General features: G+C 70.0%; 19 protein-coding genes. 11 read left to right on the forward strand and 8 right to left on the reverse strand.

Features of this window, described 5'->3' with window-relative positions; genetic code table 11:
* Positions 1-34: 34 nt before the first annotated feature.
* The 4 genes from CNO20_RS23385 to CNO20_RS11515 all read left to right on the forward strand — a co-directional run bounded on the left by CNO20_RS23385 (position 35) and on the right by CNO20_RS11515 (position 2892).
* Positions 35-175 (forward strand): hypothetical protein, encoded by a 141-nt coding sequence (locus CNO20_RS23385; RefSeq protein WP_199174833.1) that lies wholly within the window; start codon positions 35-37, stop codon positions 173-175.
* Positions 176-326: 151 nt separating this feature from the next.
* The gene (locus tag CNO20_RS11505; protein WP_101296278.1) at positions 327-1247 is read left to right on the forward strand and encodes a rhomboid family intramembrane serine protease; all 921 of its coding nucleotides are present in this window, start codon (positions 327-329) and stop codon (positions 1245-1247) included.
* Positions 1247-2017: an endonuclease V gene (locus CNO20_RS11510; RefSeq protein WP_101296279.1), complete on the forward strand. Its 771-nt coding sequence runs from the start codon at positions 1247-1249 to the stop codon at positions 2015-2017. Before CNO20_RS11505 ends, CNO20_RS11510 begins: the two co-directional genes overlap by 1 nt.
* Before the next feature lie 32 nt (positions 2018-2049).
* Positions 2050-2892, forward strand: a complete 843-nt coding sequence (locus CNO20_RS11515) for an SDR family oxidoreductase (RefSeq protein ID WP_101296280.1) — start codon at positions 2050-2052, stop codon at positions 2890-2892.
* On the opposite strand, the gene CNO20_RS11520 is transcribed toward CNO20_RS11515, so the two are convergent.
* Together CNO20_RS11520 and CNO20_RS11525 are read right to left on the reverse strand one after the other, a co-directional pair.
* Positions 2889-4043 carry an ArsA family ATPase gene (locus CNO20_RS11520; protein WP_101296281.1) on the reverse strand — a complete coding sequence of 385 codons (1155 nt, stop codon included), beginning with the start codon at positions 4041-4043 and terminating at the stop codon, positions 2889-2891. The genes CNO20_RS11515 and CNO20_RS11520 overlap by 4 nt on opposite strands.
* Before the next feature lie 160 nt (positions 4044-4203).
* Complete coding sequence (locus CNO20_RS11525) at positions 4204-5301, reverse strand: pyridoxal phosphate-dependent aminotransferase (RefSeq protein ID WP_101296726.1); 1098 nt, start codon at positions 5299-5301, stop codon at positions 4204-4206.
* Between the two features lie 81 nt (positions 5302-5382).
* Between CNO20_RS11525 and CNO20_RS11530 the strand changes: the two genes are divergently transcribed.
* Complete coding sequence (locus CNO20_RS11530) at positions 5383-5895, forward strand: CinA family protein (RefSeq protein WP_101296282.1); 513 nt, start codon at positions 5383-5385, stop codon at positions 5893-5895.
* 188 nt (positions 5896-6083) lie between these two features.
* Positions 6084-6572: a metal-dependent hydrolase gene (locus CNO20_RS11535; RefSeq protein WP_101296283.1), complete on the forward strand. Its 489-nt coding sequence runs from the start codon at positions 6084-6086 to the stop codon at positions 6570-6572.
* Between the two features lie 13 nt (positions 6573-6585).
* On the opposite strand, the gene CNO20_RS11540 is transcribed toward CNO20_RS11535, so the two are convergent.
* The gene (locus CNO20_RS11540; protein WP_101296727.1) at positions 6586-7320 is read right to left on the reverse strand and encodes a PHP-associated domain-containing protein; all 735 of its coding nucleotides are present in this window, start codon (positions 7318-7320) and stop codon (positions 6586-6588) included.
* Positions 7321-7443: 123 nt separating this feature from the next.
* On the opposite strand from CNO20_RS11540, the gene CNO20_RS11545 reads away from it, so the two are divergent.
* Positions 7444-7746, forward strand: coding sequence for a DUF7565 family protein (locus tag CNO20_RS11545; protein WP_101296284.1), 303 nt, complete (start codon positions 7444-7446; stop codon positions 7744-7746).
* A 90-nt stretch (positions 7747-7836) separates the two neighbouring features.
* Here the strand turns inward: CNO20_RS11545 and CNO20_RS11550 are convergent, their stop codons facing one another.
* From CNO20_RS11550 to CNO20_RS11570, 5 genes are all read right to left on the reverse strand, one after another.
* Positions 7837-8274: a transcription elongation factor Spt5 gene (locus tag CNO20_RS11550; RefSeq protein WP_101296285.1), complete on the reverse strand. Its 438-nt coding sequence runs from the start codon at positions 8272-8274 to the stop codon at positions 7837-7839.
* A 1-nt stretch (position 8275) separates the two neighbouring features.
* Positions 8276-8449 carry a protein translocase SEC61 complex subunit gamma gene (locus CNO20_RS11555; RefSeq protein WP_101296286.1) on the reverse strand — a complete coding sequence of 58 codons (174 nt, stop codon included), beginning with the start codon at positions 8447-8449 and terminating at the stop codon, positions 8276-8278.
* A gap of 127 nt (positions 8450-8576) precedes the next feature.
* Positions 8577-9725, reverse strand: a complete 1149-nt coding sequence (gene ftsZ / locus CNO20_RS11560; protein WP_101296287.1) for a cell division protein FtsZ — start codon at positions 9723-9725, stop codon at positions 8577-8579.
* Positions 9726-9846: 121 nt separating this feature from the next.
* A complete protein-coding gene (locus CNO20_RS11565) occupies positions 9847-11172 on the reverse strand; it encodes a D-aminoacyl-tRNA deacylase (RefSeq protein WP_101296288.1) in 1326 nt (441 codons plus the stop codon).
* A gap of 99 nt (positions 11173-11271) precedes the next feature.
* The gene (locus CNO20_RS11570; RefSeq protein ID WP_101296289.1) at positions 11272-12609 is read right to left on the reverse strand and encodes a sodium:calcium antiporter; all 1338 of its coding nucleotides are present in this window, start codon (positions 12607-12609) and stop codon (positions 11272-11274) included.
* Positions 12610-12825: 216 nt separating this feature from the next.
* Between CNO20_RS11570 and CNO20_RS11575 the strand changes: the two genes are divergently transcribed.
* The 4 genes from CNO20_RS11575 to CNO20_RS11590 all read left to right on the forward strand — a co-directional run bounded on the left by CNO20_RS11575 (position 12826) and on the right by CNO20_RS11590 (position 16792).
* Positions 12826-13734 (forward strand): shikimate dehydrogenase family protein, encoded by a 909-nt coding sequence (locus CNO20_RS11575; protein WP_101296290.1) that lies wholly within the window; start codon positions 12826-12828, stop codon positions 13732-13734.
* 44 nt (positions 13735-13778) lie between these two features.
* Positions 13779-14507, forward strand: coding sequence for a helix-hairpin-helix domain-containing protein (locus tag CNO20_RS11580; RefSeq protein WP_101296291.1), 729 nt, complete (start codon positions 13779-13781; stop codon positions 14505-14507).
* Positions 14508-14591: 84 nt separating this feature from the next.
* Positions 14592-16127: an aminodeoxychorismate synthase, component I gene (gene pabB, locus CNO20_RS11585; protein WP_101296292.1), complete on the forward strand. Its 1536-nt coding sequence runs from the start codon at positions 14592-14594 to the stop codon at positions 16125-16127.
* Positions 16124-16792, forward strand: a complete 669-nt coding sequence (locus CNO20_RS11590) for an anthranilate synthase component II (protein ID WP_101296293.1) — start codon at positions 16124-16126, stop codon at positions 16790-16792. Before pabB ends, CNO20_RS11590 begins: the two co-directional genes overlap by 4 nt.
* Positions 16793-16812 lie beyond the last annotated feature (20 nt).

The raw sequence follows: 16812 nt of genomic DNA on the forward strand, positions 1-16812 counted from the left end.
TTTTTTGTGCCGGAAGGCGCTATCTCCTCCCGTCATGGCAGTCAAGCAACCCAGACTCGGGCTGAACCACGTCACGGTCGTCCCGACGAACTTCGAGCCCGACCGTCCGATCCCGTCCGAAGCCGACCGTCGCCCGGACGCGGATCGGACCGACGACGGGTCGGACGCCCGGTAATCCGAGTCGCCTCCGCCGCCCCGCTCCGCTCCGGTCCGTCTCGATCGGCTTTGCACCGGTCCGTTCGAATCCGGTCCCTTTCCCCGCGGCAGCGCGAACCGCGCGCGCGATAGCCAAACCCCTTTTAGTACCAAGCATCTATCGTGTGGTAATGGCCGAATGTGACGCGTGCGGCAAGTACGAGAACTTGCCGTACCAGTGCCGGCGCTGCGGGCGGACGTTTTGCGCCGAACATCGGTTGCCGGAGAACCACGACTGTCCGGGCCTCCAGAACTGGGACGATCCGAGCGGGGTTTTCGACAGCGGCTTCGACGACAGCGTGAACGATCGGGGTCGGACCGGAAGCGCCGTCGATCGACTGACGAGCACCGGCGGACCGCTGGGGTACTTCCGGGGGAACCTCGCGTACACGTTTCTCGCGATCATCTGGGTGGTGTTTCTCTTGGAGTACGTCGTCGGGCTCCTCGTCGCCGGCACGCTCGACCCCGGCGTGTTCGTCGCCAACGAGGCGTGGCAGTCCATCTTCACGCTGTCGACGGCGCACCCGCTGTACGTGTGGACGTGGATCACGTCGATCTTCTCCCACAGCCCCGGCTTCTTCTTCCACATCGCCGGCAACAGCATCGCGCTGTACTTCTTCGGCCCCCTCGTCGAGCGGCAGATCGGCTCCCGGAAGTTCGCCCTCCTGTTCCTGGCGAGCGGCGTCGCCGCGGGCCTCGCGCAGGTCGGGACCGCGCTGGCGTTCGGCAATCCGACGGTCGTCCTCGGGGCCAGCGGCGCGATCATGGCGATCCTGGGCGTGATCACGATCCTCAACCCCGACCTCCGCGTCATGCTCATCATCCCGCCGATCCCGCTGCCGATCTGGGTGCTCACCGCGTTCTACGCCGGCGCGTCCGTGCTCGGTATCCTCGCGCCGGTTTCGGGCGGCATCGCACACTGGGCGCACCTCGTCGGGCTCGTCATCGGCCTCGCGTACGGGCAGCGCGTGAAAGCGAGCCGCAGCATTCCGAACCGGATCACACTCGGCCGCGGGGGTCCGGGCGGTCCGGGCGGCCGGGGTCCGTTCTGATGCGGCCCGCTCGCCCGGACCTCGTGCCGGACTCCGCGCTCTCCCGCGAGGAGATGGAGGGGCTTCAGCGCGAGGTCGCCGACGCCGCCGTCTTCGCCGACGGACTCGGCTTCGATCCCGCGGCCGTCTCCCTCGCCGGGTCGACGCTCCTCGACGACGGGGAGCGCCCGACCGTCGCCGGCGTCGACCAGGCGTTCCTCGACGACCGGGCGGTGAGCGCGATCGTCGTGCTCCGCGGCGGCGAGGTGATAGAGCGCGCGCACGCCGTCTCGGAGCTTTCGATCCCGTACGTACCGGGGCTGCTCTCGTTCCGCGAGGGCGGCCCGATCCTCGACGCGTTCGAGTCGCTCTCGGCGACGCCCGACCTCGTCGTCTTCGACGGGAGCGGCCGCATCCACTTCCGGGAGGCCGGGATCGCGACGCACATGGGGGTCGTGCTCGACGTGCCGAGCGTCGGCGTGGCGAAGAGCCTGCTCTGCGGGCGACCGCGGGAATCGGTCGACGGCCGTCCGGAGGGCTGGCGGACGCCGATCGAGGCGACCGATCGCGTCTCGGCCCCGAACGGCACCGTCATCGGCTACGCCTACCAGTCGCGGCAGTACGACTCGAACCGGACGATCAACCCGCTGTACGTCAGCCCCGGTCACCGCGTCTCGGCCGAGACGGCCGTCGACGTGATCGCCCGCCTCGGCGGCGGGTACAAGCTGCCGGAGCCGACCCGGCTGGCGGACGCGTACGCCGCCGAGGTCAAACGGTCCGCGGGCAACTGAACTGTTAACTGGCCCCGCTCCGACGTGGGGATGTGAAACCCGAGACTGTCCTGATCACTGGCTGTTCTTCCGGCATCGGTCGGGCGACCGCGCGCGCCTTTCTCGACGAGGACTGGATCGTCTACGCCACCGCGCGCAACCCCGCGGACGTCGAGACGCTCGGCGAGGAGGGCTGTGCGATCGCGACGCTCGACGTGACCGACGACGGGGACGTAGAGCGCGTCGTCTCGCGGATGATCGACGAGGAGGGCAAGATCGACTGTCTCGTGAACAACGCCGGGTACGGCCAGCTCGGCCCGATCGAGGACGTGCCCGTCGATCAGGTCCACCGGCAGTTCGACGTGAACGTGTACGGTCCGCACCGACTCACCAGGGCCGTCCTCCCCCATATGCGGGAACGGGAGTCCGGGACGATTGTCAACGTCTCCAGCGTCGCGGGGCGGGTCTCCTTCCCCTTCGGCGGCGTCTACAGCGGATCGAAGTTCGCCCTCGAAGCGATGACGGACGCGCTGCGGGCCGAGGTCGCGGAGTACGGCATCGACGCGGTTCTGATCGAACCGGGGCCGGTCGAGACGAGCTTCGCCGAACGGACGGCCGCCGAAGTCACGGACGAGGGCGACGTTCCGGGCGTCGAGCGGTCGGGCGCGTACGAGAAGTTCTACGAGCTGTTCGAGGACCGACGCGCGATCGGCGGGGGCGGTCCCGGGGCCGTCCCGCCCGAGCGGGTCGCCGAAGACGTACTGAACGCCGCCAGCGCGACGAAGCCGGCGTCCCGGTACCCCGTGGGGATCGTCGGACGGGCGGGTGTGCTCGGCCGGCTGCTCCCCGACTCGGTGCGCGACGACCTCTTCAGACTCGCGCGGAAACTGACCTAGTCGAGGCAGGCGGCGACGACGCGGAGCGCCTTCTCGCCCTGCACTTCGTCCGCGAGCAGCGGGACGCGTTTGACGGACCGACCCCGGAAAAGTTCCGTCGCCCGCCCGAGCGCCTTCTGCTGGACCTGCCACCGCCGCTGGCAGAACTCGCAGGACTCCAGGTCCGGCGCGACGATCCACTCCGGATCCACGTCGGCGACGGCCGAGACGTCCTCCATGACCCGATTCACCACGACCGTCTGCACCGGAATCCCGAACTCCCCGAGCCGCCGGACGAGCCGCTCGGACTCCACGACGCTCATCTCCTCCGGGATCATCACCACCCGGAAGTCCGTCTTCTCGGGGTCTCTGAGCACGGCCCGGAGCCGCTCGATCCGATCGCTCAGTTCGTCGAGATCCGGCACTCCGGCGTCCGCGGAACCGGCCGCGCCGAACATCCCCTTGATTCCCTCCATCATTCCGCCGAACCGCTGCCGGAGTTTGACGAGCCGTCCGACCATCGAATCCAGCATCTCCGGTAGCTGGAGCAGCCTGAGCGTGTGTCCCGTCGGGGCGGTGTCGACGATCACCCGCTCGAACCGCGGATCGTCGAGGTGTTCGAGGAGCTGTCGCATCGCCGCGGCCTCGTCCGCGCCCGGCATCGTCCCGCCGAGCAGCGGTCCGAACTCCTCGTCTTCGAACACCCCGCCGATTCCGCCGATTCCGCCCACCTCGCCCGTGGCTCCCGTTTCGCCCAGTTCGCCTATCCCGCCGAGGGGTTCGTCGCCCTCGCCGAACAGGCCCTCCTCCATCGCGGCGTCGGGGTCGATCTCGGCCGCGTACAGGGGCACGTCCTCGCGGATCTGCGTCGGCGTCGGCGGGATGTCGGTCTCGAGCGTGTCGGACAGCGAGTGGGCGGGATCGGTCGAGACGACGAGCGTCGAGGTTCCGCCGGCGGCGCTCGCGAGCGCCGTCGCCGCCGCGCACGTCGTCTTCCCGACGCCGCCCTTTCCGCCGTAGAGCACGTACTCCGGGGCGTCGACGCCGCTCGGCAGGCCGTCCCGGTCGTCCACCGCCTGCACCGGGATCTCCGCGGGACCCTCCCGTCCGTCGTCCGCCGGCCGCTCGTCGTCCTCGACGGCGTCGACGGGTTCGACATCGAGTTCTGCCATACGTGTCGTCTCTCCCGCGGGCTTGTGTACTCGTCGGTCCGAGAGTTCAAATACTTGAACGGAGCCATCTCCGGACGGACGCACAGGGTCGCGCTCCGAACCCCCCGCAGGAACGCGGACGGACCCGCAGTCCGACTACTCCGGACAGGTCGGAGACGGATCAGAAGAACGCGGCCAGCCGCGCCGCCGCCTCCTCGACCTCGGGCGTGACGAGCGCGAAGCGGATCCAGTCGGCGCGGGACTCGCCGAACGCCTCGCCCGGCATGCCGGCGACGCCGGCCTCGTCGATGAGCCGCTCGACGTTCGAGAGGGTTCCCGGGAACCCCTCGAACCGCGCGAGCACGTAGAACGCCCCGTCCGGACGAGTGTACTCGGCCCCCGCCTCGTCGAGCGCGTCGGTGAACGTGGCGATGCGGTCCGCGAGCGCGTCGCGGGCCTCCTCGTAGTACTCCGGTCCCGTCGCCCGGAGCGCATCCAGCACGGCCTGCTGAGCCGGACGGCTGCCCGCGACGTTCACGAGCATGTGTCGCGTTTTCGCCGCGTCGACGAGTTGGCGCGGGAACACCGCGTACCCGACGCGGAATCCGGTTATCGCCATCGACTTCGAGAAGCCGCTGGTGACGATCCTGCGATCCGATTCGAGCGTCAGCGCGCTCTCGAACCGACCGGAGAAGTCGAAGTGGTCGTACACCTCGTCGCTCACGAGCAGCGCGTCGTTCTCCTCCGCGATCTCGGCGAGTTCGCGCATCGTCTCGCGCTCGTAAACGGCCCCCGTCGGGTTGTTCGGCGTGTTGACGAGGATTAGCGCCGTCTCCTGCCCCGCGGCCTCCCGGACGCGGTCGGGGTCGAGCGATCCGTCGCGGTCGACCGGAACGTACCTCGCCTCCCCGCCGAGCATCGTCGTCTTCCCGGGGTAGTAGGGGTAGACCGGATCCGTGAGGATCACCTCGCTCCCGGCGTCTCGTTCGAGCGCCCGCGCCATCGCGAGGTAGTTCGCCTCGCCGGTCCCGTTCGTGACGACGACCCGCTCCTCGTCGACGTTCCGGCGGTCGGCGATCTCCGCTCTGAGCCCGCGCAGTCCCTCGCTCGGCGGGTACTGGAACTCGCTGGAATCGGCGTCGGCGTACTCGCGGAGGCCGGCGCGGATCGCCGCCGGCGGCTCCCAGTCGGGGTTGCCGCTCACCATGTCGATCACGTCGCGGTCGGCTCGCGCCGCGTACCGCATGACGCGGAAGAAAAGCGGCGTCTCGTACTCCATATCCGAGCGTCGGCGGGCGGGGTGTTCGCTCTTTCGCCATCGGACGCACCGCTTTTCGGGGCCCGCCGCGTAGCGACGGCCATGCGCGAATTCGCCGCCGACCCCCCGGTCGAAGAACGCCTCGGGGAGGCGCTCCGCCGGACCCACGCGACGCTCGCGGTCGCCGAATCGTGTACGGGCGGGCTCATCGGCTCGCTGCTCACGGACGTCCCCGGCGCGAGCGACTACTTCGACCGCTCGCTCGTCGCGTACTCTTACGACTCGAAGCGGACGGTCCTGGCGGTCAGCCGCGAGGCGCTCGACGAGCACGGCGCGGTCTCCGGAGCCGTCGCGACGGAGATGGCGCGGGGGGCGCGGGACACGGCCGACGCCACGTGGGGCCTCGCCACCACGGGGGTCGCCGGCCCCGGCGGCGGCACGGAGGACAAGCCGGTCGGAACCGTGTACGTCGGCGTCGCGTACGCCGGCGAGTGGGGAACCGGGGACTCGTACGCGCGGGCGACACGCTACGAGTTCGACGGCACCCGCCGGCAGATCAAAGAACGGATCGCCAGGCGGGCGCTTTCCGACCTCCTCGAAGCCGTCGAATCCTGACCGTCGACGTGTCGCCGCCGACCCTCGTCGGATCGTCGGCCCGCCTTCGCTCGAACCGTTCGTTCGTCCGCCGCCCGCCCACCGTCCGATCGCTGCCCCCGATCACCGCCCTCGAACGCCGTCCGTCAGCCGCGCGTCGGACGACGGTGAGAAACGTTTGTACCGCCGGCGGCAAAACAGCGCCGCGAATGAACAAGAAAGGGCACGTGTTGAACGCGGTGCTTCTGAGCGTCGGGCTGGGATACGTCCTCGAACCGTCGGGCGACGTCCCGACGTTCGTCAAGATCGCGCAGCTGTCCGTTCCGATCACGCTCGGGGCGCTCTTTCCCGACGTGGACACGGCGTTCGGAAGGCACCGGAAGACGCTGCACAACCTTCCCGTTCTCGCGGTGTTTCTCGCGTATCCCTACTACTTCAACAACCTCCACTACGTCTGGGTGGGCGTCCTCACCCACTACGTCCTCGACTACTTCGGGAGCAAACGCGGCCTCGCGCTGTTTTACCCGTGGTCCCGGGAGTTCAGCTTCCCGTCGGGCGTCGCGACCAGCAGCCGGTGGGCGGGCGTCGTGATGGTGATGATCACCGCCGTCGAGCTCGCGCTCTTCGCGAGCGTTCACTACTACGTGCGGTCGCTCGATGTCGATCTCGGGACGGCCGCCGCGTTCCTCCTCCCCTGAGCGGCGCTTCCGGTCAGTACACGCTCACGTCGTCGAATCGACCCTCGTACGCGACGTGGTGCGGGTGCGTCGGCTCCATCCCCGACAGGAACAGCCGATCGACCTTCCCCCAGGTGTTCTCGTACCCCAGGTGAGCGAACTCCGCGAGGCTCCTGAGTCGGTGTTCCAGACCCGAACGGCGGAAGACGCGGCGCGGCTCCCCCTCGACGAGCGCCGACGCGAGGTCGGCCTCCGAGTCTATGACGCGGTCGAACCGCGTCCACGCCTCTCCCACCGTCGATCGGAGGTGGGCGTAGGACGAGCCGAACCCGGGGAGGCCGAGATCGCGCGCGACCCGCCGACAGCGGCGGTTCTGCGGCGGCAGGCACTTCGCGTTGTACGTCTCCACCCCGTGGATCCGGTCGGCGTAGGATGCGACGTCCTCCCGGCCCATGCTGACGTTCAGGAGCGACGGATGCGGCACGAGCACCGCGGCCCCCTGGCGCTCGAACTCCGCCATCGCGCCTTCGAGCGTGATGAAGTCGGGGACGGGATCCGTCAGTCCGACGGCGAGCAGGTGCCGCCGATCGCGCCACGACCCGGTGAACACCTCCCGGGCGGGGACGACGAGGAGTTCGTCGTCAGAAAAGCGCTCCGCCGCCGCCCGGATCCGGGGGAGGCGCGTGAAGTGCGGCGCGTACACCACCGCGTCGAGTCCGCGCGCCTTCGCCCGTTCGACCACGCGTTCGTCGAGTACCTTCACGTGCATGTCGACCCGAGTCGTCGCGGACGCGCTCACGACGAACCGTGCTCACAGCCGTCAGTTAGTGGTTACTATTCCGCCGCTTCGGGAGGGAAAACGGTTTTGTCCCCCGCACGTCTGAGGGGGGACATGTCCCTCTGGACGTGCGGTATCGACGGCTGCGACGCGCGGTTCGGCGACGTCGAGTCCGCAATCCTCCACCAGACGACGGAGCACGAGCGCCACGAGTGCCGGGTCTGCGGCGCGGTCGTCCCGGAGGGGTACTTCGCGATCCGCCACGCCTTCGACGAACACACCCGCGCGGAGTACGTCCGCGCCTACGAGGCCGACTCGTCGGCGGTCCGCGAGCGCGAGCGGATCAAAGCCGAGATCGAGGCGAAGGCGGACGTCGAGCGGATCGTCGCGCGGCTGAACGAAGACGGAGACGACTGAGCGACCCGTCCTCCGCCCCGGCGTCGCCGCCAAAATCGGGACCGCCCGTCCGGGCGAAAGAGAGCCGAATCGAAGAGAGCCGAAAAACCGCTACCGCTCTTCGCTGTCGAGCACGCGGATCTGGTCACCGCGGACGGTGACCGGGATCGGCACCGTCGCCTCGTACAGTTCGACCGTCACCTGGTCCTTGCCCTCGTCGATGCGCTGGACGCGGGCCTTCTCGCCCTTGAACGGGCCGGCGATGAGCTCGACGATGTCGCCCTCGGCGATCCCTTCGACGTCCGGCGTCGGCGAGAGGAAGTGCTCCACCTCGGCGAGGCTCGACGTGCCGGGGACGATACTCCGCGCGTGCGGAATCTCGTCGAGGACGCGCTCTATGACGGCGTCGTTGTCCGCCTCCACCATCACGTAGCTGGTCAGCGAGTCCGGCGCGAGCACCGCGTGGATCTCCGACTCCTCCTTGTTGGCGATCATGTCGGCGACGGTCCGCTCCTGGCTCGCGGTGGTCTTGACGGCGAATATCGGCATTTCACACGCCCCCGGGGAGCAGGCTCATGATCGCGAAGATGACGAACCCGAGCAGCCCGACGAGGAAAATCCCGGCGCCCGCGATCTTCGCGATCTGTGAGAACTCCTGCCACGACGGCGTGCTCGCCATCTTCAACACCCGCACGTAGCTCGTGAGATCGTATTTGACGTCCATCGTTACTCGGAGGTAGCACGCCCCTCCTTTTCTATCTATTGAATGGCATTCAAACGCGGTACGGCGCGTGCACCGATCGAAGAGGGCGTCCGTCGGCTGTTCGACGTGAGTCGACGTTCCTTCGTCTCTACTCGACGTAGTCGATGTCTTCGAGCCTACGGGCCGCCTGCGCCTGGGTCGCCTCGCTGCGGCCGTAGATCTGCGGCGACTCGACCCCCGTGACGACGATCATCGTCCGCATCATGCCGTCGAGCTCCTCGTCGATCGACGTCCCCCAGATGATGCGGGCGTCGGGGTCGATCCGGTCGTAGATCTCCTCGACGACGCCCTCGGCCTCTTCGATGCTCATGTCGCTGCCGCCGGTGACGTTGACGAGCGCGGAGTTCGCGCCGGAGATGTCCACGTCGAGAAGCGGCGAGCGGAGCGCCGACTTGACCGAGTCCTGCGCCTTGGACTCCGAATCGCTCTCGCCGAGACCGATCATGGCGACGCCGCCCTTCTCCATCACCGTGCGCACGTCGGCGAAGTCGAGGTTGACGAGGCCGGGCTTGGTGATCAGCTCGGTGATGCCCTTCACGGAGCGCATCAGCACTTCGTCGGACACCTTGAACGCCTGCCGGACGGGGAGCTTCCCGACGGCGTCGAGCAGCCGGTCGTTCGGGACGACGATGACCGTATCGGCGACGTCGCGGAGGCGTTCGAGGCCGGCCTCGGCGTTCGTCCGACGGACCTCGCCCTCGGCGGTGAACGGCGTCGTGACGATGGCGATGGTGAGCGCGCCGATGTCGCGGGCGGCCTTGGCGACGACGGGCGCGGACCCCGTGCCGGTTCCGCCGCCGAGGCCCGCCGTGACGAACACCATGTCGGACCCTTCGAGGGCGTCGTAGATCTCCTCCTGGCTCTCGAGGGCGGCCTCCTCGCCGACCTGCGGGAGCGATCCCGCGCCGCGGCCCTGCGTCTTCTGCTGGCCCATCAGGATCTTCGTGTCGGCCTCGATGTTGACGAGGTGCTGGACGTCCGTGTTCGCCGCGACGAGCGAGGCACCGTGGATGCCCTCCTCGGCCATCCGGTTGACGGTGTTCCCGCCGGCCCCGCCGCAGCCGACGACGGTGATGTCGGTCTGGAGGTCCTGGAGGATGTCGTGTAGTTCTTCGTCGGTCATCTTCCCCGACGATCGGGGGGTGGCCTCCGCCTCCGACGACCCGTCTCCGTTCCTGTCGAAGCCGTCGTCCGGGTTCTCGGCCTCTTCGATCGCGTCCTCGACGATAGAGTCCATTTATGGCCAACGCTTGCAGACCAAGCGTAATTATCTTTCCCCCTTCCGTCAGACGGATGTCTGACGATTGTCCCGGAGAAAAACATGCACGGATATCTGGATAGATATATGGAAAACCGCCTCACGCCGGGAATTTCCGCGTCCGCTCGCGCCGCACCGACTCCGGTTCGACGACCGCTCCGTCGACCTCGACGGACTCGCCGGCCGCGAGTCGCCCGAACGCCGGTCCCTCGGGAACGCCTAGCTCGCGCGCCGCGGCCGGGTCGAACGCCGTCTCCCGCGCGATCACGACCCCGTCCTCCCGATCGACGGCGTCGTATTTCCGCTCCAGGACGGCCGCGAGGTCGTCGACCAGCGCGTCCCGGTCGGCCGGCTCGGCGACGGCCGCGCGGCCGACGGCGCGCGTCCCGCCCTGTTCTGTCTCGAAGGCGACCGCGTTCGCCTCGACGGCCCCGCGCGCCGCGTCGGCGTCAACGCCCTGCGCCTCGGCGAGCAACTCGTCGGGAAGGGGGACGACCGCGAACGCCCCGTCGTCGGGAACGCGGTCGCCGAACCGCAGCCCCTCGTCGACCGTCGCGAGGTCGGCCTCCAGCCGGTCGACGAGATCGAGCGGTCGCTCGCCGACCTCGCGGACCCACGTCTCGCTCGCGACGCGGTAGCCGAGATCCTCGATCGTCGCTTCGAGCTCCGGGTAGTCGCCGTCGATCACGGCGTGCGCCGCGTCGCTCGCCTCGAACGCCCGGCGGATCACGTCGCGGCGCTCGCTCGGGTCCCCCATCGCCTCCAGCTGCCAGTCGGAGCCGACGTGACCCACGGCCCACGGCGTCTCGCGGAGGATCCGGTGGAAACGAGGGGCGTAGTGGCCGCCGCCGAAGCCGACGAGCTGCCGCTCGCGGTCCGGGCTCGTCCCGCGGAGATCCAGCACGGCCCGGGCGACCGCCCGTGCGCCCTCGGGGTCTTCCCACTCGGGCTCGGCGCTCCCGAGTTCGACGAACATCGACGGCACCTCGACCTCGCTCGGGCCGTGGTGGGTGCACTCGACGCCGACTTCGTATCTCCCGGGCGCGTAGTCCTCGAACGCGTCTACCAGGGCGGCGAGCGCGTTCGGGCACGCTCGGGCGAAGCGCCCGGGCTCGCCGCCGTACTCCGCGGGGCCGAAGTTCCCGGTGAAGTGCGCCGTCAGAAGCGGCCCCGTGTCGCCGGAGTGGCGGGAGACGAAGAGCAGGAGGTCGGGATCGGCCTCGAACGCGGGGACGGGATCGGCCGCGTAGATGTGGAGCTCGTCGAAGGTGCGCAGTTCGAAGCCCGCTGTCCGGTAGTACGTCCCGCCGCCGTCGGCGTCCGGCCGGGCGTCGTCCCCGTGTTCCTCCCAGTCGGCGAGGTCGAGCAGGTGCTCGCCGATGTGCTCCGATGCGCGGTCGGCGCGGCTGACGACTATCGCGATCACGCCCGACGGTAGGCGAGCGGGCGCAAAAACCGGTCGGTGTCTCCCGGCGCGTCGGCGCGATAGCGATAGCGCCTCGCCGCCGCACGCTGTGCCCGGTGCTCAGTCGGCGCGCTCCGGCTGCGTCGTCCCGGTGCCCATGGCGTCCTGCGCGGTCGTGGCGGTGAGGCCCACCAGCTTCCGGAAGTCCTCGCGCCGCTGGATGAACATCACGAGGCCGAGGACGATGTAGACGACGGTGTAGCCGATCAGGACGTCGTACGCGGTGAACGGGAGGACGACGAGCTCGCGGACGATGAGGAACTCGATGAACACCTGCGAGACGAACAGCACGAGCAGCGCGACGGCCTCGCGGATGCTGATGGAGAAGTTCACGAGCACCGCGATGGCGAAGAAGCTCTGGGCGGCGGTGATCCAGATCTCCGCCGACTGCTTCGAGTCGAACTGCAGCGTCCCGATCTGGCCCAGCGCGATGCTGTAGACGACTGCCAGCGTCCCGATGAGCAGCGTCCACTGGTTGAGCTTCGAGGAGATCAAGGCGTTGAACCCCGCGGTCGAGCGCGCCTTGTTCACCAGGTACGCGACGACGATGAGTTCGGGGCTCTCGCTCGCCAGCGGCGCGATCCACTGGATCATGAAGAAGGGGGGGACGCCGATGGACTCCCCGAGCACTTCGAGCCCGTGGGCGAACGGGTGGACCGCGGTGTAGATCATCGTACCGGAGTAGGCGAACAGGAACAGCACGACGGCGACGCGGGCGGGACGGGGGTAGCCGTGGAAGTACGCCGGCACGCCGACCTGCTCTTCGATCTCCTCGACGTCGCCCTGGATGATGATCGAGATGTAGAGGACGTAGAGGCCGACGAGCACGAGCGTGTCGAACATGCCGATGCCGCCGCTGAGCGGCACGAAGAAGGCGTAGGCCGTGGCGGCGAGCAGGAAGGCGATCTCCAGGGCGATGTCCCGGTCGAGGCGGACCGCGTCCGCGAGAAAGCCCGAGCGCCGCTGGACCGCGGGGTCGTGCGTCTGCTTCGCCCGGTAGATCGTGAACAGCGCGATCCCGGACCAGCCCAGGCCGATGAGAATCCGGTTCGCGCCGGTCATGTTGGCGACCGCGAGGTTCGCGGCTTCCGTGCCGCGCGGAGTTCCGAAGTTCGCCCCCGCGGTCCACGCGTACAGCGCGTCGACGGCGTACTCCGGTGCCACGGCGAGCACGGCGAGCACGGCGATGGCGAACGCCCGGGGCACGTCCTTCTCCGCCGTCTCCGCGCCCCACGCGAGCAGGAAGGACGAGCCGAGCACGGCGAACCCGCTGACGGCGACGACCGTCAACGTCGAGAGCGATTCGGCGGAGCCGGTCGCCCAGAAGAGCAGCCACGGAAACGTCATGAGGCTCGCGCCGCCGACGGCGGCGAGCGGATGACGAAGTAACGAGGGCATAATTATCTGGTGTGGGAGAGGAAAGGTAGCTTTTCTGTTTCTGTACGCCCGGGGAACTCGCCACTCGGAGGATCGTTCATGGCGTGCACACCGCCGTCGGACGTACTCGCTCGATCCGTTTCCGTCCGTCGGCCCATCGGGGCGAGTGTCTTCCCCCGCAGGTGGCGATTCCGCCGCGAGCGACGCCTTTTATTGACCTCCGACCGGTGTCCGAGTATGCACGTCTTCGGCCTCATCGGCAACCCCGTCGGCCACTCGCTCTCGCCGCCGATGCACGAGGCCGCCTACGAGGCGCTCGGGATGGACGCCCGGTACGTCACGTTCGAGCCGGATCCCGGCGACCTCGACGCGGCCCTCCGGGGCGCGGCGGCGCTCGGCATCGAGGGACTGAACGTCACGATCCCCTTCAAGCGCGACGCGCTCGACCTCGTCGAACCCGACGACCTCGCCGCCCGGATCGGGGCGGTGAACACGATCGACTTCTCCGGCGGTTCGGCGGGCGACCGCGGCGGCGACGCCCGGAGCGGACTGCCGGGCGCTTCCGAGACCGACGCCCGCGGCGGTTCGCCGCGGGGTTACAACACTGACGCCCGCGGTGACCGACCGCGGGGCTACAACACCGACGCCGCCGGGGTGCGGCGGGCCTTCGAGCGCCACGACGTTCCCCTCGACGACGCCGAGGCAGTCGTCGTCGGCGCGGGCGGCGCGGGGCGGGCGACCGCCTTCGCGCTGGCCGACGCCGGCGCGTCCGTCCACGTGGCGAACCGGACCGAGGAGACCGCCCGGGAACTGGCGTCGGCGGTGCCGGGCGCGACCGGCGGCGGCCTCGACTCGCTCGCGTCGACCGTCCCGGCGGCCGAGGTGCTCGTGAACGCGACGAGCGTCGGTATGGAAGAGGAACGAACCCCCGTCCCGGCCGATCTCCTGCACGCGGACCTCTCGGTGCTCGACGCGGTGTACGCGCCGCTCGACACGCGGCTCCTCCGCGACGCGAGGCGCGCGGGCGCGTCGACGATCGACGGCGCGTGGATGTTGTTGTATCAGGGCGTCGAAGCGTTCGAACGCTGGACGGGTGTCGACGCGCCGGTCGAGGAGATGAACGCGGCGTTGCGGTCCGAGCTGTGACGTGGCGGCGGTTTTTAAATATCGGGCACACATAGTGTCGATCAATGGCACTACTGGACAAGCTGAAATCGTTGCTCGGTCTAGACGGCTCGTCCGGCGACCGGGAGCGCCGCGAACCCGGCGTGACGGTCGAGCGCGACAGGCGAGCCCAGCCGAAGACGGACGCCGAGGCGGCCGTCAAAGGCACCGAGGAGCCCGAAGAGCCGGCCGCCGAGGAGACGGACGCCGCGGCGTCGACCGACTCGATGGTCGACGAGGACCGCGAGCCCGCGGAGGCGGCCGAGCCGGGGGAGGCGACCGAGGGTTCCACCGTCGAACCGGGGGAGCCGGAGGTCGACGCGGACGAGCAAGCGACCCCCGCCCGGGTGGAGGAGGCCGAATCCGACACCGGGGAGGTACCGGAGGTGGAGGACGCGGCCGCCGGGGAGACGGACGCCGCGGCGTCGACGGACGCGATCGTCGACGAGGAAGCGGAGGGAGCCGAGGCGGCCGAACCGGCCGAAGCGACGGGTCCCGAAACCGAGGACGTCGACGCCTCGATCGAGGAGGCCGAGCCCGAGCGGGCGGCGGACGAGGTCGAACCGGAGGACGAACCGGACGCGTCCGTGGACGAGATCCGGGGCATCGGCCCGGCGTACGCGGAGCGCCTCGCGGACGCGGGAGTCGAATCGGTGGACGACCTCGCGGACGCGGACGCGGAGGAGGTCGCGGATCAGATCGGCGTGTCGGAAAAGCGGGTCCGGCGCTGGATCGACCGCGCGAGGGACCGATAGGCGGAGTCGGCGGTCGCGTCCGTCTTTCCGCCGCTCCGGACGCGTCGCGAAACCGTTACCTCCGTCGACGATCACCGGGTACGCATGGTTGAACCGACCGTCGCCACCGACCCCGCGGATTTTCGCGCCACCGCGGCCGCCGCGCCGCGAGGAGCGCGGGTTCCGGTCGAGGTGCGCGCGACGGTCGCGGACCCGTTCGACGCGTACCGGCGGGCGCGCGACGGCCCGAGCGGCGTCTTCCTCGAAACCACCGGCGGACAGCGCGGCTGGGGGTACTTCGCGGTCGACCCGGTCGAGCGGTTGCGGGTCTCCGCCGCCGCCGTCCGCGTCGATCCCGGCTCCGATTCCGATCCCGCCTCGGACCGCGCGCTCGCGGACCGTTCGCCCACCCTCTCGGCGCTCGACGGACTTCTCGCCGGAGAGGCGCTCGTCCGCGGCGGCTGCGACGTGCCGTACCCGTGCGGCGCGTTCGGCTGGCTCTCCTACGACGTCGCCCGGGAGCTCGAATCGCTCCCCGGCGACGCGCGCGACGATCGGGGCCTTCCGCGGCTCCAGCTCGGCGTGTACGACCGCGTCGCCGCCTGGCGCGAGCCGCGGGAGGGGGAGACGACGCTCCGGATCACCGCCTGTCCGCGGGTCGACCCGGACGACCCCGGCGCGGCGTACGAGGCCGGCCTCGACCGCGCGCGGGAACTCGTCCGGGCGATCGAGACCGGCGACCCCTCGGTCGGACCGCCGCCGGTCGAGGCACCCGCCGCCAGGTTCGAGAGCGCCTGCGGGCGCGACCGGTTCGCCGAACGCGTCCGTCGGGTGAAAGCGCACGTCCGCGCCGGCGAGACGTTCCAGGCGAACGTCTCCCAGCGGCTGGTCGCGCCCGCCGCGGTCCACCCGGTCGAGGCGTACGCCGCGCTGCGGCGGGTGAACCCGGCCCCGTACTCCGGCCTCCTCGAACTGCCCGGCGTCGACCTCGTGAGCGCGAGCCCGGAGCTTTTGCTCCGCCGCGAGGGCGACCGACTCGTCACCGAGCCGATCGCCGGGACGCGACCCCGCGGGACGACGCCGGGGGAGGACACGGACCTGGAGGCGGATCTCCTGAGCGACGAGAAGGAGCGAGCCGAGCACGCGATGCTCGTCGACCTCGAACGGAACGACCTCGGGAAGGTCTGCGAGTACGGCACCGTCGAGGTGAGCGAGTACCGGCGGGTCGACCGCTACGCCGAGGTGATGCACCTCGTCTCGGTCGTCGAGGGCCGCCTCCGCGAGGGCGCGCGGCTGGTGGACGCGATCGCGGCGACGTTCCCCGGCGGCACCATCACCGGCGCGCCGAAGCCGCGGACCATGGAGATCATCGACGAGCTCGAATCGACCCGCCGGGGGCCGTACACCGGGAGCGTCGGCGTCTTCGGCTTCGACGGCCGGGCGACGCTGAACATCGTCATCCGGACGCTCGTCCGCTTCGGCGACGAGTACCACCTCCGCGTCGGCGCGGGGATCGTCCACGACTCCGTCCCGGACCGCGAGTACGAGGAGACGCTGGCGAAGGGCAGAGCGCTCGTGAACGCCGTCGACGAGGCGCTCGGCGAGCGGGCGGAACTGACCGTCGAGGGGTCGGAGACGTGATCCTCGTCGTCGACAACTACGACTCGTTCGCGTACAACCTCGTCCAGTACGTCGGCGAGTGCGCCCGGGAGATCGGCGGGACGAGGCGGCACGTCGCCGCAGAGATCGGCGGGACGAGGCGGTCCGACACCGCCGAGGTCGTCGTCCGCCGCAACGACGCGATCGACGCCGACGGGATCCGCGACCTCGACCCGGACGGGATCGTCGTCTCGCCCGGTCCCGGAACGCCGGCGGACGCCGGCGTCTCGATCCCGGTCTTCGCCGACCTCGACTATCCGACGCTCGGCGTCTGCCTCGGCCACCAGGCGCTCTGTGCGGCCCACGGCGCGCCGATCGGGCGCGCCCCCGAAGTCGTCCACGGGAAGCCCTCGCGGATCACCCACGACGGGCGCGGAATCTTCGCCGGCCTCCCCGAACGGCTGTCGGTCGGGCGGTACCACTCGCTGGCCGTCGAGCGCGCGGACCTGCCCGACGACCTCGTCGAGACGGCGTGGACCGACGACGAACGCCGCGTCGTCATGGGCGTCCGCCACCGGACGAAGCCGCACGCCGGCGTGCAGTTCCACCCGGAAAGCATACTGACCGAGGGCGGCAAACGGATGGTGCGAAACTTCGTCGCCGGTTGCTACGACCGCGATTCCGACTCCGCCCCCGACCGAACCTGATCTCCGTCACCAACGCGATC

It is taken from the genome of Halegenticoccus soli (genome assembly GCF_002844195.1).
GTDB classification, from domain to species: Archaea; Halobacteriota; Halobacteria; order Halobacteriales; family Haloferacaceae; genus Halegenticoccus; species Halegenticoccus soli.

What these genes read in the sequence shown, in the direction of transcription:
- CNO20_RS23385 (WP_199174833.1), top strand. Translation starts at nt 35, where the DNA reads ATGGCAGTCAAGCAACCCAGACTCGGGCTGAACCACGTCACGGTCGTC.
- CNO20_RS11505 (WP_101296278.1), top strand. Translation starts at nt 327, where the DNA reads ATGGCCGAATGTGACGCGTGCGGCAAGTACGAGAACTTGCCGTACCAG.
- CNO20_RS11510 (WP_101296279.1), top strand. Translation starts at nt 1,247, where the DNA reads ATGCGGCCCGCTCGCCCGGACCTCGTGCCGGACTCCGCGCTCTCCCGC.
- CNO20_RS11520 (WP_101296281.1), bottom strand. Translation starts at nt 4,043, where the DNA reads ATGGCAGAACTCGATGTCGAACCCGTCGACGCCGTCGAGGACGACGAG.
- CNO20_RS11525 (WP_101296726.1), bottom strand. Translation starts at nt 5,301, where the DNA reads ATGGAGTACGAGACGCCGCTTTTCTTCCGCGTCATGCGGTACGCGGCG.
- CNO20_RS11530 (WP_101296282.1), top strand. Translation starts at nt 5,383, where the DNA reads ATGCGCGAATTCGCCGCCGACCCCCCGGTCGAAGAACGCCTCGGGGAG.
- CNO20_RS11535 (WP_101296283.1), top strand. Translation starts at nt 6,084, where the DNA reads ATGAACAAGAAAGGGCACGTGTTGAACGCGGTGCTTCTGAGCGTCGGG.
- CNO20_RS11540 (WP_101296727.1), bottom strand. Translation starts at nt 7,320, where the DNA reads ATGCACGTGAAGGTACTCGACGAACGCGTGGTCGAACGGGCGAAGGCG.
- CNO20_RS11545 (WP_101296284.1), top strand. Translation starts at nt 7,444, where the DNA reads ATGTCCCTCTGGACGTGCGGTATCGACGGCTGCGACGCGCGGTTCGGC.
- CNO20_RS11550 (WP_101296285.1), bottom strand. Translation starts at nt 8,274, where the DNA reads ATGCCGATATTCGCCGTCAAGACCACCGCGAGCCAGGAGCGGACCGTC.
- CNO20_RS11555 (WP_101296286.1), bottom strand. Translation starts at nt 8,449, where the DNA reads ATGGACGTCAAATACGATCTCACGAGCTACGTGCGGGTGTTGAAGATG.
- ftsZ (WP_101296287.1), bottom strand. Translation starts at nt 9,725, where the DNA reads ATGGACTCTATCGTCGAGGACGCGATCGAAGAGGCCGAGAACCCGGAC.
- CNO20_RS11570 (WP_101296289.1), bottom strand. Translation starts at nt 12,609, where the DNA reads ATGCCCTCGTTACTTCGTCATCCGCTCGCCGCCGTCGGCGGCGCGAGC.
- CNO20_RS11575 (WP_101296290.1), top strand. Translation starts at nt 12,826, where the DNA reads ATGCACGTCTTCGGCCTCATCGGCAACCCCGTCGGCCACTCGCTCTCG.
- CNO20_RS11580 (WP_101296291.1), top strand. Translation starts at nt 13,779, where the DNA reads ATGGCACTACTGGACAAGCTGAAATCGTTGCTCGGTCTAGACGGCTCG.
- pabB (WP_101296292.1), top strand. Translation starts at nt 14,592, where the DNA reads ATGGTTGAACCGACCGTCGCCACCGACCCCGCGGATTTTCGCGCCACC.